The sequence below is a fragment of the Lentzea sp. NPDC102401 genome (genome assembly GCF_044765805.1).
Classification (GTDB): Bacteria; Actinomycetota; Actinomycetes; order Mycobacteriales; family Pseudonocardiaceae; genus Lentzea; species Lentzea sokolovensis.
Genome location: NZ_JBIWKS010000005.1, coordinates 311,434 through 325,062 on the forward strand (window position 1 = coordinate 311,434; position 13,629 = coordinate 325,062).

At 69.4% G+C, this 13,629-nt stretch carries 13 protein-coding genes; 3 read left to right on the top strand and 10 right to left on the bottom strand.

Going from position 1 to position 13,629, the window contains the following annotated elements:
- Positions 1 to 13: 13 nt before the first annotated feature.
- The 5 genes from ACIRG5_RS20370 to ACIRG5_RS20390 are packed head-to-tail and all read right to left on the bottom strand — an operon-like array spanning position 14 to position 5,647.
- On the bottom strand, positions 14 to 718 hold the full coding sequence (locus ACIRG5_RS20370) for a hypothetical protein (RefSeq protein ID WP_402906666.1): 705 nt from the start codon (positions 716 to 718) through the stop codon (positions 14 to 16).
- A gap of 35 nt (positions 719 to 753) precedes the next feature.
- Complete coding sequence (locus ACIRG5_RS20375) at positions 754 to 2,715, bottom strand: alpha-galactosidase (protein ID WP_402906668.1); 1,962 nt, start codon at positions 2,713 to 2,715, stop codon at positions 754 to 756.
- Complete coding sequence (locus tag ACIRG5_RS20380) at positions 2,712 to 3,536, bottom strand: carbohydrate ABC transporter permease (protein ID WP_402906670.1); 825 nt, start codon at positions 3,534 to 3,536, stop codon at positions 2,712 to 2,714. Before ACIRG5_RS20380 ends, ACIRG5_RS20375 begins: the two co-directional genes overlap by 4 nt.
- Position 3,537: 1 nt before the next feature.
- The gene (locus ACIRG5_RS20385) at positions 3,538 to 4,374 is read right to left on the bottom strand and encodes a carbohydrate ABC transporter permease (protein WP_402906672.1); all 837 of its coding nucleotides are present in this window, start codon (positions 4,372 to 4,374) and stop codon (positions 3,538 to 3,540) included.
- 10 nt (positions 4,375 to 4,384) lie between these two features.
- Positions 4,385 to 5,647 carry an ABC transporter substrate-binding protein gene (locus ACIRG5_RS20390; protein ID WP_402906674.1) on the bottom strand — a complete coding sequence of 421 codons (1,263 nt, stop codon included), beginning with the start codon at positions 5,645 to 5,647 and terminating at the stop codon, positions 4,385 to 4,387.
- Positions 5,648 to 5,724: 77 nt separating this feature from the next.
- On the opposite strand from ACIRG5_RS20390, the gene ACIRG5_RS20395 reads away from it, so the two are divergent.
- The 3 genes from ACIRG5_RS20395 to sph all read left to right on the top strand — a co-directional run bounded on the left by ACIRG5_RS20395 (position 5,725) and on the right by sph (position 8,943).
- On the top strand, positions 5,725 to 6,414 hold the full coding sequence (locus ACIRG5_RS20395) for a FadR/GntR family transcriptional regulator (protein WP_402906675.1): 690 nt from the start codon (positions 5,725 to 5,727) through the stop codon (positions 6,412 to 6,414).
- 136 nt (positions 6,415 to 6,550) lie between these two features.
- Positions 6,551 to 7,864: an alpha-lytic protease prodomain-containing protein gene (locus ACIRG5_RS20400; RefSeq protein WP_402906677.1), complete on the top strand. Its 1,314-nt coding sequence runs from the start codon at positions 6,551 to 6,553 to the stop codon at positions 7,862 to 7,864.
- A gap of 152 nt (positions 7,865 to 8,016) precedes the next feature.
- Positions 8,017 to 8,943 (top strand): sphingomyelin phosphodiesterase, encoded by a 927-nt coding sequence (gene sph, locus ACIRG5_RS20405; RefSeq protein ID WP_402906678.1) that lies wholly within the window; start codon positions 8,017 to 8,019, stop codon positions 8,941 to 8,943.
- Here sph and ACIRG5_RS20410 read toward each other — a convergent pair.
- From ACIRG5_RS20410 to ACIRG5_RS20430, 5 genes are all read right to left on the bottom strand, one after another.
- Positions 8,903 to 9,238, bottom strand: coding sequence for a DUF6968 family protein (locus ACIRG5_RS20410; RefSeq protein ID WP_402906680.1), 336 nt, complete (start codon positions 9,236 to 9,238; stop codon positions 8,903 to 8,905). The two genes, sph and ACIRG5_RS20410, sit on opposite strands and share 41 nt — an antisense overlap.
- 5 nt (positions 9,239 to 9,243) lie before the next feature.
- Complete coding sequence (locus ACIRG5_RS20415; protein ID WP_402906682.1) at positions 9,244 to 9,699, bottom strand: hypothetical protein; 456 nt, start codon at positions 9,697 to 9,699, stop codon at positions 9,244 to 9,246.
- A 25-nt stretch (positions 9,700 to 9,724) separates the two neighbouring features.
- Positions 9,725 to 11,035, bottom strand: a complete 1,311-nt coding sequence (gene lysA, locus ACIRG5_RS20420; RefSeq protein WP_402906684.1) for a diaminopimelate decarboxylase — start codon at positions 11,033 to 11,035, stop codon at positions 9,725 to 9,727.
- A 110-nt stretch (positions 11,036 to 11,145) separates the two neighbouring features.
- Positions 11,146 to 12,633, bottom strand: coding sequence for an amidohydrolase family protein (locus ACIRG5_RS20425; RefSeq protein ID WP_402906686.1), 1,488 nt, complete (start codon positions 12,631 to 12,633; stop codon positions 11,146 to 11,148).
- Between the two features lie 80 nt (positions 12,634 to 12,713).
- A complete protein-coding gene (locus ACIRG5_RS20430) occupies positions 12,714 to 13,628 on the bottom strand; it encodes a glycoside hydrolase family 16 protein (protein ID WP_402906688.1) in 915 nt (304 codons plus the stop codon).
- Between the last annotated feature and the right edge of the window lies 1 nt (position 13,629).

The following is a 13,629-nucleotide window of genomic DNA, read 5'->3' on the forward strand; positions in this document are numbered from 1 at the left end:
CCGTCCGGATCGTTCAACGAACCGCCGTCCAGCCACGCCAGGTAGCGTACTTGCCGTTGTCCGGATCGTTCTCGGCCATGCGTTTGCGGTGGAGGTCCTGAAGGTGCTCGGCCTCGACTGACGAGATCCGGCGCACCGAATGGTGGCCCCGTTCGCGCGACGTGCCGGACGGGCACCACAAGAGCCACTGGTGGTACACCTCGTCGTGCGTGACCCCGGCCGGATCGATCCACCGGCGACACAGGACGGGGCCGCGCCCGTCGTTCTTCTCCAGCACGGCGAAGTACCCCACCGACGTCATGAAATGCTCCGCGGCCTGTTCGGTGATGGGCTCGAACCGGCCGTCGATCTTTCCCCGATGCCAGTCGTCGCGCAGGTCGCTCCCCTGCCACCCCGAGCCGGGCGTGCAGCTCTCCTCCCGCTCATACCCGCTGTGGCCGATCCAGTTCCTGATCACGGCAGCCGGCTCGGTGACGGTCCAACCCTCGTCCACCCAGGCGAAGTAGGCGTACACGGGCCCGTTCTCACGGGGGTGGAGCAGCTGAGCGCGGTACCGCTCCAGAAACCGCCCAGCGTCCTCCTCCGGGATCCGCCGCACGACGGCCGTTCCCGGCTCACGCAGCGCGCCCGACGGTTGCCAGGAACTCCCGTGGACGTAGATCTCGTCCAGCGTGGTCCCGCTCTCGTCCGGCCGGCGACGACACAACTCTTTCCCCACGGCGAAGTACTCCACGTGAACCCCCAGCTCAGGGTTCAGCCTACCGGCTTCAGCACCACCAGGTCAGAGTCGTTCGTGGCGGTCCACCGGAACGGCAGCCCGACATGGGTCAGGTGCGCCGCCGAGTAGACCTGGCCGTCATCGTCCACGTAGGACTCGCCGGTCAGACCCCTCAGCTTCACCCGCGAGAACTGGCCGGGCACCATCGGGACCCCGGTCAGCGAGCCCGTGTTCCAGGCCAGCACGACGATCCGGTCCTCACCGGAGTACTGGATCGCGTCGTTCAGCAGGTGCGCTTCGCCGTTGTGCACGACGTCGCGGACGTCCTTGTAGAGGATGACCAGCGCTGCGGCCTCCTCGCGTTCGTCAGCCGACCACTGCCGCAGATCCGCGCCGATGCCGAGCACACCGGCCATGGCCAGGACGAACCGGAACTTCAGCGAACGCGGGCGCGTGTCGAAGAAGCCGGGGGCGTCCGTGACCCACGACGACATCAGGTGCGGCGCGTGCATGTGCAGGAAGCCGTGCTGGATCTTCAACCGGTCGAGCGGGGCGGTGTTGTCGCTGGGCCACACCACGTCCACCTTGCCGGTGGTCGCGAGGTCCGTCCGGCCGCCGCCGCCCGCGCAGCCCTCGACCAGCACGTGCGGGTGGTTCTCGCGCAGGTGGTCGAGCACGCGCCAGTAGTTGCGGACGTGAGCGTCGTCCTGGTCGAGAGGGCGTTCGGTGGCGGGGCGGTTCATGTCCCACTTCAGGTAGCTGATCCGGTGGGCGGTCAGCAACCTGTCCAAAGTGGATGTCACGAACTCGAAGACCTCGGGCAGGCCCAGGTTGAGCAGCATCTGATTGCGGATCAGCGTGGGCTCGCGGCCCTCGGCGCGGTAGACCCAGTCCGGGTGCTCGGCGTAGAGCCGCGACTTCGGGCTCACGGCCTCCGGTTCGACCCACAGGCCGAACTCCAGGCCCATCCCGCGCACGTCCTCGACGAACGCGCCGAAGTCCGGCGACTCCGGGTACCAGTCGCCGAGGCCGCCGGTGTCGTCGTGGCGGCCGGTGAACCAGCCGTCGTCGACCACGAACAGCTCGACGCCCAGGTCGGCGGCGATGCGGGCCAGTTCGAGCTGCTTCGGCAGCTCGACCTCGAAGCCCGTCGCCTCCCAGGAGTTGTAGAGCACGGGCTTGCGGGCAGGCCTGGAACGCAGCCGGTCGTAGGCGTGCCAGACGCGGGCCAGGCCGTCCGCCGAGTACGCCAGCGCCAGTTCCGGGGTCGTGAACGTCTCCCCCGGTTCAATCACGACCGGGCCGAGCATTCCGGCGCGCACGCGCGTGAGTCCGGACGGCTCGACCTCGGCCGTGATCTCCCAGGAACCGGACCACGCCAGCGACACGCCCCACGTGTCGTCCACGGACAACCAGGGCGCGTAGTTGTGCCCGGGAACGCCGTAGGAGCTGCCGATTCGGAACCCGCCCGCGGGCAGGGAAACGTGGTCCAGCTGGAACTCGCGAGCCCACTCGCCGTGCAGAAAGGACAGTCGGGGCTCCCGGACGGGCAGGCACACCCCCGCCGATCCGATCCTGGTGAGACGGACCGGTTCGTCTCGCAGGTTGGCCACCTCGACCCACCGCGACAGCACGTCGACGGTCGGTTCGGGCCGGTAGCAGAGCACCGTTCGGAGGCCGGCCACTTCGTCGACGAAAGCCAGGCGCAGCACGTCCTCTTCCTGGGAGGCGCCCTCGAACGTGAACCACGAGTCGCCGTCCAGTTCGAGGTCGGCGCCGGTGAACGGACGCTCGCCGCGCGGCGCGTACTCGATCGGCGCCGCGTCGGCCTCGGTGATGAAGTGGATGTCGCCGAGGTTCTTCAACGGCGACGGGCCGGTCTCGACGCCGTGCGGGCCCCAGGCCACGAGCTCGGCCCAGCGGCCGCCCGGTTCGACGGCCACCGTGTAGGAGGTGGTGGCCATCCGGAGGGTCCACTGGCTCTGAACCGCGGTCATTTGACTGCTCCCACAGCGAGTCCGGAGATGAAGTGCCGCTGGAACCGCAGGAACACCGCCACGGTCGGGATCGCCGCGATCACCGACCCTGCCGCGATCACGTTCCAGTTGGAGACGTACTGGCCCTGCAACGCGAGCAGTGCGGGGGTCACCGGCATCACGGCGGAGGACCGCAGCACGGTGATCGCCCACAGCAGGTCGTTGAAGATCCAGGTGAACGCCAGCGCGGCCAAGGCGGCCAGTGCGGGCCTGGTCATCGGCAGCACGATCCGCCAGAAGATCTGCACGGGACCGGCACCGTCGATGGTGGCGGCCTCCTGCACCTCGTTCGGCATGGCGCGCATGAAGCCCTGCAGCACGAACGTGTAGAAGCCGAGCCCGAAGCCGACCTGCACCACGATCAGCGCGAACAACGTGTCGTGGATGCCGAGCAGCTCGGTCAGCTTCGACACCGGCACCAACAGGATCTGCGGAGGCAGCAGGTTGCCCGCGAGCATCAGCAGGATGATCGAGCGCCGGCCGGGAATCTCGAAGCGGCTCAACGCGTACGCCGCCGCCGCGCTCAGTGCGAGCGAGAGGAACACCGTCGGCACCGTGACGAGGACGCTGTTCCACATGGCGCCCGCGCCGCCGTTGGTCCACGCGTCGGCGAACCCGGCGAACGTGAACGACCGGGGCACCGACGCGAGGCCGTTGGCGGCGATGTCGTCGAAGCTTCGGACCGCCGTGACGAGCACGGCGACGATCGGCAGCAGCCAGAGCACGGAGATCGTGCCCGCCACGGCGTGGAAGACGCGGCCAGAAGAGGTGCTACTCGACATCTCAGTTCTCCCGGAACGCGCGGACGAGGTAGGTCACGATCACGCCGAACGCCAGCACGAAGATGACGACGGCGAGCGCGCTCGCGTAACCGAGCTTGAGCGACTGGAACGCGGTCGAGTACATGTAGGTGCTGAGCAGCTCGGACGAGTGGTAGGGACCGCCGCGCGTCATCGACCACACCACGTCGAACGACCGCAGCGAGTCGATCACGATCACCGACAGCACCACCGAGTTGACCGAACCGAGCTGCGGCCAGGTGATGTGCCGGAACCTCTGCCAGGCCGTGGCACCGTCCAAAGTGGCCGCCTCGTACAGCCCGGGGTCGATGCCCTTGAGGCCCGCCAGGTACAGCACCATCACGTAGCCGACCTGCCGCCACAGCGCCGGCACCAGCGCCGCGTAGAGCGCCGTGTCCGGGTCGGCCAGCGGGCTGCTGTCGAAGATCCCGCCCGGCTGGTAGAGCACCTGCCAGATCAGCGAGGTGGCGACCAGCGAGAACACCACCGGCACGAACAGCGCGGCCCGGTAGACGCCGACGCCGCGGCGTTCCTTCTGCAGCAGCACGGCCATGCCGAGGCCGCCGACCGCGGACAGCCCGCCGAAGAGCACGAGCCAGATCGCGGTGTTGGTGACGGCGGTGTGGAAGACCGGGTCGTCGATCATCCTGGCGTAGTTGCCGAGCCCGACGAACCGGGGCGGCGAGACGCCGTCCCAGTTCGTCAGCGCGAGCCAGAACCCTTGCAGCGCGGGCCAGAAGACCCAGAACCCCTCCACGAGCAACGGGACGAGCACGAACAACAGCAGGATCGGAGGGACTCGGGTGAAGCTTCTGGTCATGCTGGTCATGTCAGGACGACCACACCTGCTCGGCGGCCTTCTGCCACGTCGTCAGGATCGTGTCCAGCTGGTCGGGCTGCTGGAGGAACTTGATCAGCGCGGCGTCCGCGGTGGGCTGCAGGGCGTCGCTGGAGTCGCGGTTGAAGAACTGGGTGATCTCCGCGGCCTCCTTGAGGTGCTGGCGACCCTTCGTGACGAGGGGCGTGCCGGAGTCCTTGGCGTTCGGGTGCGTCGGCAGGACCGTGCCGGACGAGGCCTTGATGTAGGCCTCCTGGCCCTCCGCCGTCGCCGCGTAGGTCAGGAACTCCTTCAGTTCCTTGACGTGCGGTGACTTGGCGCTCGCGAAGAAGCCGTCGGTCGGGCCCTCCTCCGCCAGCGGCACGGCCGGGTCGATGATCGGGAACCGGAAGAAGTCGATGTCGTCGATCGCGTCCTTCGGTGCCGCGTCGGCGAAGAACGCCCCGGTGAGCAGCATGCCCGTGCGGCCTTGAAGCATCGCGGTCGTGGCTTCCTGGAAGCCGATCGCGGTGCCGTTGGGGTCGGTGTAGGGCAGGACTTCGCGCCACGGCGTGAAGATGGCCTTCACCTTGGGGTCGTCGAACTTCTGCTTGCCCGCGAGGAGTTCGCGGTGGAACCCTGCTCCGTTGACGCGGATGTTGAAGTAGTCGAACCAGCTCGACGCGGTCCACGGCGAGTCCGATCCCGCGCCCATGCCGAGCGGGATCACCCCCTTGCCCTGCAACGTCCTGCACAGGTCGACGAACTCGGTCCAGGTCTTCGGCGAGGTGACGCCCCACTTGACGAAGTTGGACTTGCGGTAGAAGAAGCCCCACCAGTAGTACGTCGTCGGCACGAACACCCTGCCGCTCAACGTCTTGAACGACTGCGGGTAGTCGCCCATGGTCTGCCAGACGTCGCTGATGTCGAGCAGCAGCCCCTTTTCCTCGTACCCCTTGAGCAGTGCGCCGGGGTACCAGGTGAAGAGGTCGGGAGGGTTGGCTGAGGTGAGGTAGCTCGGGAGCTGGGTCCGGAAAGTCTCGGAGGCCACGGTGTTGACCGAGGCCTGCGCGCCTTTCCTGTCGTTGAACGCCTTCACCAGTGCGTCGATCGCCGCTTTGGCAGCAGGCGCCGAGAGGTTCGACTGGATCGTGGCCGTGCCCGCGGCCTGGGTGACGGGGCCGGAGGACGCCGAGGTGGCGCAGGAAGCCGTGCCGCTGACCAGCAACCCGGCTCCCGCGGCAGCGGTGACGCGGAGGAAGTGACGCCTGTCCATGGCGGACAGATTGCGCGCAGGTCATGATCATGTCAAGAATAATTCATAATTTATGATGTGCCGTATGCTCTGACCTCATGAGCGAGAAGCGGCTTCGTGGCGTGCACGGCCAGACCGTCGAGGCGCTGGCGGGCCGGATCCTGGCCGGCGAGATCGGCGAGGGCGACACCCTCGACCTCCCGGCACTGCGCGAGGAACTCGACGTGTCGCTGACCGCGCTGCGCGAGGCCCTGAAGGTGCTGTCCGCCAAGGGCATGATCGACGCGAGGCAGAAGCGCGGCACGTTCGTGCAGCCGCGCTCGTCGTGGAACCTGCTCGACACCGACGTGATGCGCTGGCAGACCCAGGCCACCAACACCGACCACAGCCTGTTCGACGAACTCACCGAGATGCGCGTGATCGTCGAGCCCGCCGCCGCCCGCCTGGCCGCAGAACGCGCCTCGGCCGCCGACATCGAGGCCCTGGGTGGAGCCGTGGACCGGATGGCGTCCGCGCGCGACCTCGCCGCGACCGTCCGGGCAGACCTCGAGTTCCACCGGCTGCTGATGGCGGCCACGCACAACGCGTTCCTCACCCAGGTCGAGCGGATCATCGCGATCGGGTTGGCGGAGCGGGACAAGCTCGTGCACGGGAGCGTGGACGACGATCCCGTGCCGTCGCACCGCGCTGTACTGGACGCGATCTCGGCCCGTGATCCCGACGCCGCCTACGAGGCCATGCGGGCGCTGGTCGACAAGTCCGGGGCAGACCTCGACCGGCTGCGTTGAGCGGCGGCCGCCCCGGTCGCCCGTGAGCGGTTCGACGACGACCAGACGCTCCACCTTATGGCCAATTGGTATGTACCACTTGGCGTGATCCCCGCTTACGGTTTGCGCGCAATCACCCTGCGTGCAAGGAGCGGACATGAACCGCAAGCTCATCGCCGCCGCCACAGCGGCGGTCACAGCGGCCGGGCTGACCATCGCGGTGGCGCTGACATCCAGCGCCACCGCGGCCGACACGGCTGACCCTGCCCTGCTGGTCGCGATGGCCCGAGACCTCGGCATCTCCTCGGAGCAGGCGCGTGAACGCCTCGACGCCGAGAAGGTCGCGGGCCAGACCGACGCCGCGCTGAAGTCGCGTCTCGGCCCGGCGTACGCCGGGTCCTGGCTGGACAGCACCGGCCACACCCTCACAGTCGCGGTCACCGACCCGGCGCTGGCGAACGCGGTGCGCTCGCGCGGCGCCGTCGTCACCGCGGCGAAGCACAGTGCGTCCGCTCTGGACAGCGCGAAGATCAAGCTGGACGCCAAGGCCACCACCGCACCCGACGCCGTCCCCGGCTGGTACGTCGACGTGCGCACCAACAAGATCGTCGTGCTCGCCCGCGCCGGCGGCGAGACGCAGGCCAGGGCGTGGACGGCCGAGGCAGGCCTGCGCGGCGACATGGTCGCCTTCGAGGCCAGCACGGAGAACCCGAAGCCGCTGATCGACGTCGTCGGCGGCAACGCCTACGGCCTCCCCGGCGGCGGCCGCTGCTCCATCGGCTTCCCCGTCGAGGGCGGCTTCGTCACCGCGGGCCACTGCGGAGCCGCGGGCGGCCGCACCTCCAACCCCGGCGGCACCATCCAGGGCAGCAGCTTCCCCGGCAACGACTACGCCTGGGTCCGCACCGACGCGGGCAACACCCCGCGCGCCCTGGTCAACCGCTACCCGGGCACCGTTCCGGTCGCGGGTTCCCAGGAGGCCCCGGTCGGCTCTTCGGTCTGCCGCTCCGGCTCCACCACCGGCTGGCGCTGCGGCACCATCCAGCAGAAGAACGCCTCGGTCACCTACCCCGAGGGCACCATCACCGGCCTGACCCGCACCAACGCCTGCGCCGAGCCCGGCGACTCCGGCGGCTCGTGGCTGACCGGCGACCAGGCCCAGGGCGTCACCTCCGGCGGGTCCGGCAACTGCCAGAGCGGCGGCACCATCTACTTCCAGCCGGTGACCGAGATCCTGCAGGCCTACAACCTGCGCCTGATGACCTCCGCCGGCCCGACCACGACCACCCCGCCGACCAGCACGACCACGACCACGCCCCCCGGCGGTGGCGGCTCGTGGGCTCCGTACACCAACTACGGCGACGGCGCCGAGGTCACCTACGGCGGCGCGTCCTACCGCATCATCCAGCCACACACGTCCGTCCCCGGATGGGAGCCGCCGAACACCCCTGCCCTCTGGCAGCGACTCTGACGGCAACACCCTCCTCCACCCGTCCCCCGGCGGCTGCCGCCGCCGGGGGGCGGCTTCTGGTCTGCCTGGTCGAGAGTTCTTGATCGATACGACACCTTCGGGCCACCCGCAGTAGTTGTGAAAGACTTTCATGTCCGTCACCATCGGGACTCATGCGCCTGATCACGCTCGCCGCCGCCGTCGCGCTGACGATCTCGGTCGCCACCCCGGCGGTCGCGGCCCCCTCCGCCCCGAAGATCGCCACCTACAACGTGTTCATGCTGTCGCGGAACCTCTACCCGAACTGGGGACAGGTCGCCCGCGCCGACCTGATCGACAGCACCGGCGTGCTGAACGGCCAGGACGTCGTCGTGCTCAACGAGGCCTTCGACAACGCCGCCTCGGACCGGCTGCTGGCGAACCTGCGCGACACCTACCCGCACCAGACGCCGGTACTGGGCCGCAGCAAGGCCGGGTGGGACGTGACGAGCGGCAGGTACAGCGACTCGACGCCGGAGGACGGCGGTGTCGCGGTGCTGAGCCGGTGGCCGATCACCACGCGGGTCCAGCACGTCTACCGGGACGGCTGCGGCGCGGACTGGTTCTCCAACAAGGGGTTCGCGTATGTGCGGATCGAGGCGCCGACCGGGCCGTTGCACGTCATCGGGACGCACATGCAGGCCGAGGACTCGACCTGCACCAGCGCGCCGGGCGGCTACCGGGCGAAGCAGCGGGCCGAGATCAAGGCGTTCCTGGCCGCGCGGAACATCCCCGCGGCCGAGCCCGTGTACGTGGCGGGTGACATGAACGTGATCAAGGCGAGCACCGAGTTCCCGCAGATGGTCGCCGACCTGGGTGCGCAGACACCTGAGGTGGGTGGGCACCCGTTCTCGTGGGACTGCGCGGACAACAGCGTCTGCCGCGACCAGTACGGGCCCGAGTACGCGTCGGAGCATCTCGACTACGTGCTGACGATCCAGGGACCTTTGCTGCGCAACGAGACCCGGCGCGTGAAGAGTCCTGAGTGGTCGATCTGGTCGTGGGGGCGCAAGTACACCTTCAACGACCTGTCCGACCACTATCCCGTGTTCGCTGGCTGAGCGGCGGCGCGACGGTCAAGCCGAGTTCGGGCATTCCCAGCCAGTCCAGGGTGGCGCCCGACTCGGCCAGCTTGATCCGCACGGCGTGAACGCTGAGCAACAGGGCTTGCACCGAGTCGACGCCGTACGCGGCAGCGACCTCGTCGTCGCCGATCTGATGTGGACACTCCCAGTCGCCGTTGTCGCTCAACGGGTCCGGGCGCGGAGCACCGAACCGGATCACCACCTCGAAGGATGATCCGTCCGGTGCCTTGCCCTCGATCTGCCGTTCGGCGATGACTGTGCCCAGGTCCATGGAAGTCAGCCTAGTGCGCTCACCAACCTGCGCGCCTGCACGACGGACTTGCTGGAGCCCTTGCGGGCCGCCACCTCCGCGAGGCCGTCGACGGTGCCGCCCGGCTTGAGTTGCTGGGCCAGTTCGACCGCGAGCTCGACCAGGTCCGCGACCCTGTTGTGCGACCAGGCCTTCGGGAGCGCGGTCGTCAGCAGGTTCCAGATCTGGGCCGCGGCGCCGGACCGGGCCGTGTCGCGCAGGCACGGGACCACGCGGTTCAGCGCGAGGTCACCGCATTCCAGCAGCAGGCCGACGATCTCGCCCAGTGCCTTGCCGTCGAACTGGTCGCGGGCGGCGAGGATCAGCAACGCGTCGACGGCGTGGGCGCGGCCGACCGTCGCCTCGGCACCGAGTCCGTACGCGAGCGCCAGGTGCGTGGCGACGCCGATCGGGCCCTGCGTCTCGGCGAGTGCCGGGAGCAACGCGTTCGACTCGGCGGCGGTTTGATCAAAGGTAGCGGCGCAGCAGGTCCTCCTCGGTCTCCCTGCGCACGATCGGCCTCGCGACTCCGTCCTTGACGGCGATGATCGGCGGCCGGCACACCTGGTTGTAGTTCGAGGCCAGCGCGTGGTGGTAGGCGCCCGTGGCGGGGACGGCGAGCAGGTCGCCCGCGTGCACGTCGTGGGGCAGCAACACGTTCTCGGCCAGCACGTCGCCGGCCTCGCAGTGCCTGCCGACGACCGTCACCGGCCTGGGTTTGCCGCCGCGACCGACCAGGCGGACCGCGTACTTGGCGCCGTACAGGGCAGGGCGCGGGTTGTCGCTCATGCCGCCGTCCACGGCCACGAACGTCCGAGCTGAGGTTTTGACCGCGCACACCCGGTACAGGGTCACACCGGCGTTCGCGACGATCGACCGTCCGGGCTCGACGAGCACGCGCGGCGGTGGCACGCGGTGAAGCGTGCACTCGTAGTTGAGGGCGCCGGTGATCCGGTGCGCGAACCCCGCGAGGTCGAACTCCTCGTCCCCCTGCAGGTACGGGGCGCAGAAGCCGCCGCCGAGGTCGAGCTGTTCGATCCTGGTGCCGCAGGACGCGATGAGGCCGACCATCCGCCGCACGGTCTCCTCGTAGCTCGCGACGTGCCTGACCTGCGAACCGATGTGACAGTGCAGGCCCACGAGTTTCAGCGACGGCTGCTCGACGACCCGCAGGATCGCTTCCAGGGCGGCGCCCGACGCCAGCGAGAAACCGAACTTCTGGTCCTCGACACCGGTCGCGATCTTGGCGTGCGTGTGGGCGTCGACGCCGGGCGTCACCCGGATCATGACCTCCTGGCCGTGCGTCGCCAACGCACCCAGCTGGGCGATCTCGTCGAGCGAGTCGACGACGATCCGCGAGACTCCGTACTCCAGCGCGGCTTTCAGGTCCTCGGCGGTCTTCACGTTGCCGTGCATGATGATCCGCTGCGCCGGAAAGCCCGCCGCCTTGGCCAGCGCGAGTTCCCCTGCCGAGGACACGTCGAGGGACAGGCCTTCCTGCGCCATCCACCGGTAGACCTCGGGGCAGGGCAACGACTTGCCCGCGAACACGACCTCCGCTCGCGGCAGGGCGTTGCGGAAGGCCTGTGCCCTGGCCCGGACCGTCCGTTCGTCCAGGACCTGGCACGGGGTGCCGAACCGGGCCGCGAGCTGCGTGGCCGGGAATCCACCGATGACCAGGTCCTGGCCGGCGAGGTGCGTGCCGTCCGGCCAGAGACCGTCTTCCAGCACCGGTTCGGTGGCGCATCCGATGCTGGGCAACAACTCGGCGAGTGTCATGCGTCCAGCACACGCCTGGCGGCGGTCCGTGCCCAGATCCCGGACGAGACCCTGACACGGGTGGCCGCCACCTTGACGCGATCCTGACGATCACGGTGGCGGGGACCACATCAGTGCACGCAACACCCCATCGTCGCCCGCACCTCGACCGGTTCCCGCGCGGCGGCCTCGATCTCCCGGAGGATTCGCGCTCGGTCGGCCGGGCCGAGGTAACGGCCTCGGCTGACGACGGCGTGCACGCGGCTGACGTTCGTGATGTCCCGCAACGGGTCCGCGTCCAGCACGACCAGGTCCGCCTGCTTGCCGGGCGTGGCCGTGCCCGTCTCGTGCTCCAGGCCGAGGCAGCGCGCGGCCTCGCTGGTGGCCGACCGGAGGGCCTGGCCCGGTGTGAGTCCGGCCCGCACCAGGAGCACGAGTTCGTCGTGCAGGGAGAAGCCGGGGAAGACGTAGGCGAACCCCGCGTCCGTGCCCGCGACGACGCCGACCCCTGCCTCGTGCATCTCTCGCAGCAAACGCATGCGGGCGTCGCCGAACTTCAGCAGTTCCGCGACCTGCTCGGGCGTGCGCGCCGGACGACCGGACATGATCGTCTGCCATTGCGCGCGCAACGCCACCGGGACGTAGCGCATCCGTTCGAGGGCCACCGGGTCGTTCGCGATGGTCTCGGGTGAGCGGGACATGTTCCGTTCGACGAAGAGCGTCGGCGACTGCCAGGTGCCCCGCTCGACCATGGCCGCGAACAGCTTGCGGGCTCGGGCCGGTGAGTGGGTGGCGACGGCGGCCCGTTCGATGCGACCTCCGTGCCGTCCCCACCAGTTCGGGTCGGCCGGGTCGTCGGGCATGGCGCGGAGCTGGGCGTAGAGGTCGTCGGCGTTGTCCGAAGTGGACGTGAACAGGTTGTACATGTGTTCGTGGGTGTGCTGCGCGAGCGCGTCCTGCACCGGCACGCGGGCGGGAACGTGGCCTGCGAAGGGGATCCGCAGCCTGCGAGCCTCCGCGGCGATGGCGGCGTAGCACTCCGGGGACAGGAACGAGTACACCTTGACGAAGTCCGCTCCCCCGTCCTTGGCCCTGCGCACGGCGGCGCGGGCCTCCTGCGGGGTGCGGACGATGTCCGCACCGGGCCAGATGGAACCGGGGCCGTCGACGATCGCGCTGGCGATCACCATGCGGGGTCCGAGGATCTCGCCGGACTCGATGCGGCGACGGGTGTCGTGCGTTTCGGACTGGCCCCACATCTCGCGGATGCCCGTAACGCCTTGGACGACGTGCAGCGGTGCGACGGTGTTCTCCAGGAACGTCGCGTGGGTGTGCATGTCCCACAGGCCGGGGATCACGTACTTCCCGGCCACGTCGATCACCCGCACGCCACGCGGGACGTCACGGTGGCGGCCGGCGGCCAGAATCCGGTCGCCGGCCAGCACGATGGTCGCGTCCCGGACGGGCGCGCGGCCGGTGCCGTCGATGAGCGTCGCTCCACGCAGCACGGTCACGCCGGTCGCCGCCATCGCGGGTTGCCCCACGGCACCCAGCGCGACCGCTCCGAGTGCGCCCTTCCCCAGCCAGGACAGCACGTCCCGGCGCGCCAGATCCCCCACCGCTCCACCTTCCCCCGAAGTCCGCTGCCGTCCAAGCTAGCGACTTCGGGGAGGTGGAGCAGTAGGGCTGGCCATAGGTTCTACGGCCGGGTCCACACCGCCACGTAGTCGACCAGCATCGGCCTGCCCGGCGTGGTCTGCGCGGTCGGCGTCGCCCGTCCCGCCACGCCGTTCGGGAACGCGCCGCCCATCGCCACGTTCAGCAGGATGAAGTAGCCCTGGTGCGAGGTCATGTTGTTCCACGACGTGGCGTCCATCTGGTTCTGCCGCACGACGTGGAACTGCTGGCCGTCGACGTACCACCGCAGCTGGTTCGGGCTGACCGAGCGGTCCCACTCGAAGCGGTAGGTGTGGAACGCCGACTGGCAGGTGCTGCCGGGGCAGGCGCGGGACGCGCCGAGGCCGTTCGTCTCGTTGCACGGGCCGCCGGGGTTGACGCCGCAGTGCAGCACGCCCCAGACGCTGTTGATGCCGTTGACGTTCTCCATCACGTCGAACTCACCGATGCCCGGCCAGTTCCAGTAGTTGCCGCGGTACGGCGAGCCCAGCGCCCAGAACGCCGGCCAGTAGCCCAACGCGGCCGCGCCGGTCACGTTCGGCATCTGGATGCGGCCCTCGATGCGCAGGATGCCGCCAGCCGGTGCCTTGAAGTTCGAACGACGGGTCTCGATGCGGGCCGAAGTCCATTCGCCGTTCGCCGCGCGCAACGGGGTGATGCGCAGGTTGCCGCCGCCGTCGAGAGCCAGGTTGGCGCGGTCGTTGGTGTAGCGCTGGATCTCGCCGGTGCCCCAGTTTCCGGGGCCGCCGGGGTAGCCGTGCCCGGTGTCGACGATCCAGTTGGTGCCGTTCGGCGCGGTGTTGTTCGCGCCGGTGAAGTCGTCCGACCAGGCGAGAGACCAGCCTGTCGGGGTCGGTGGAACCGCTGCCTGCGCGGTGCCGGAGAGCGGGAGGACGAGTACCAGTCCCAGCAGGGCGCGCGTGAGTTTTCGAGCCACG

Bases quoted from the DNA above. Each gene is read 5' to 3' on its own strand.
- sph (WP_402906678.1), top strand. From the start codon at position 8,017: ATGCGCCTGATCACGCTCGCCGCCGCCGTCGCGCTGACGATCTCGGTC.
- lysA (WP_402906684.1), bottom strand. From the start codon at position 11,035: ATGACACTCGCCGAGTTGTTGCCCAGCATCGGATGCGCCACCGAACCG.
- ACIRG5_RS20375 (WP_402906668.1), bottom strand. From the start codon at position 2,715: ATGACCGCGGTTCAGAGCCAGTGGACCCTCCGGATGGCCACCACCTCC.
- ACIRG5_RS20385 (WP_402906672.1), bottom strand. From the start codon at position 4,374: ATGACCAGAAGCTTCACCCGAGTCCCTCCGATCCTGCTGTTGTTCGTG.
- ACIRG5_RS20410 (WP_402906680.1), bottom strand. From the start codon at position 9,238: ATGGACCTGGGCACAGTCATCGCCGAACGGCAGATCGAGGGCAAGGCA.
- ACIRG5_RS20380 (WP_402906670.1), bottom strand. From the start codon at position 3,536: ATGTCGAGTAGCACCTCTTCTGGCCGCGTCTTCCACGCCGTGGCGGGC.
- ACIRG5_RS20400 (WP_402906677.1), top strand. From the start codon at position 6,551: ATGAACCGCAAGCTCATCGCCGCCGCCACAGCGGCGGTCACAGCGGCC.
- ACIRG5_RS20390 (WP_402906674.1), bottom strand. From the start codon at position 5,647: ATGGACAGGCGTCACTTCCTCCGCGTCACCGCTGCCGCGGGAGCCGGG.
- ACIRG5_RS20395 (WP_402906675.1), top strand. From the start codon at position 5,725: ATGAGCGAGAAGCGGCTTCGTGGCGTGCACGGCCAGACCGTCGAGGCG.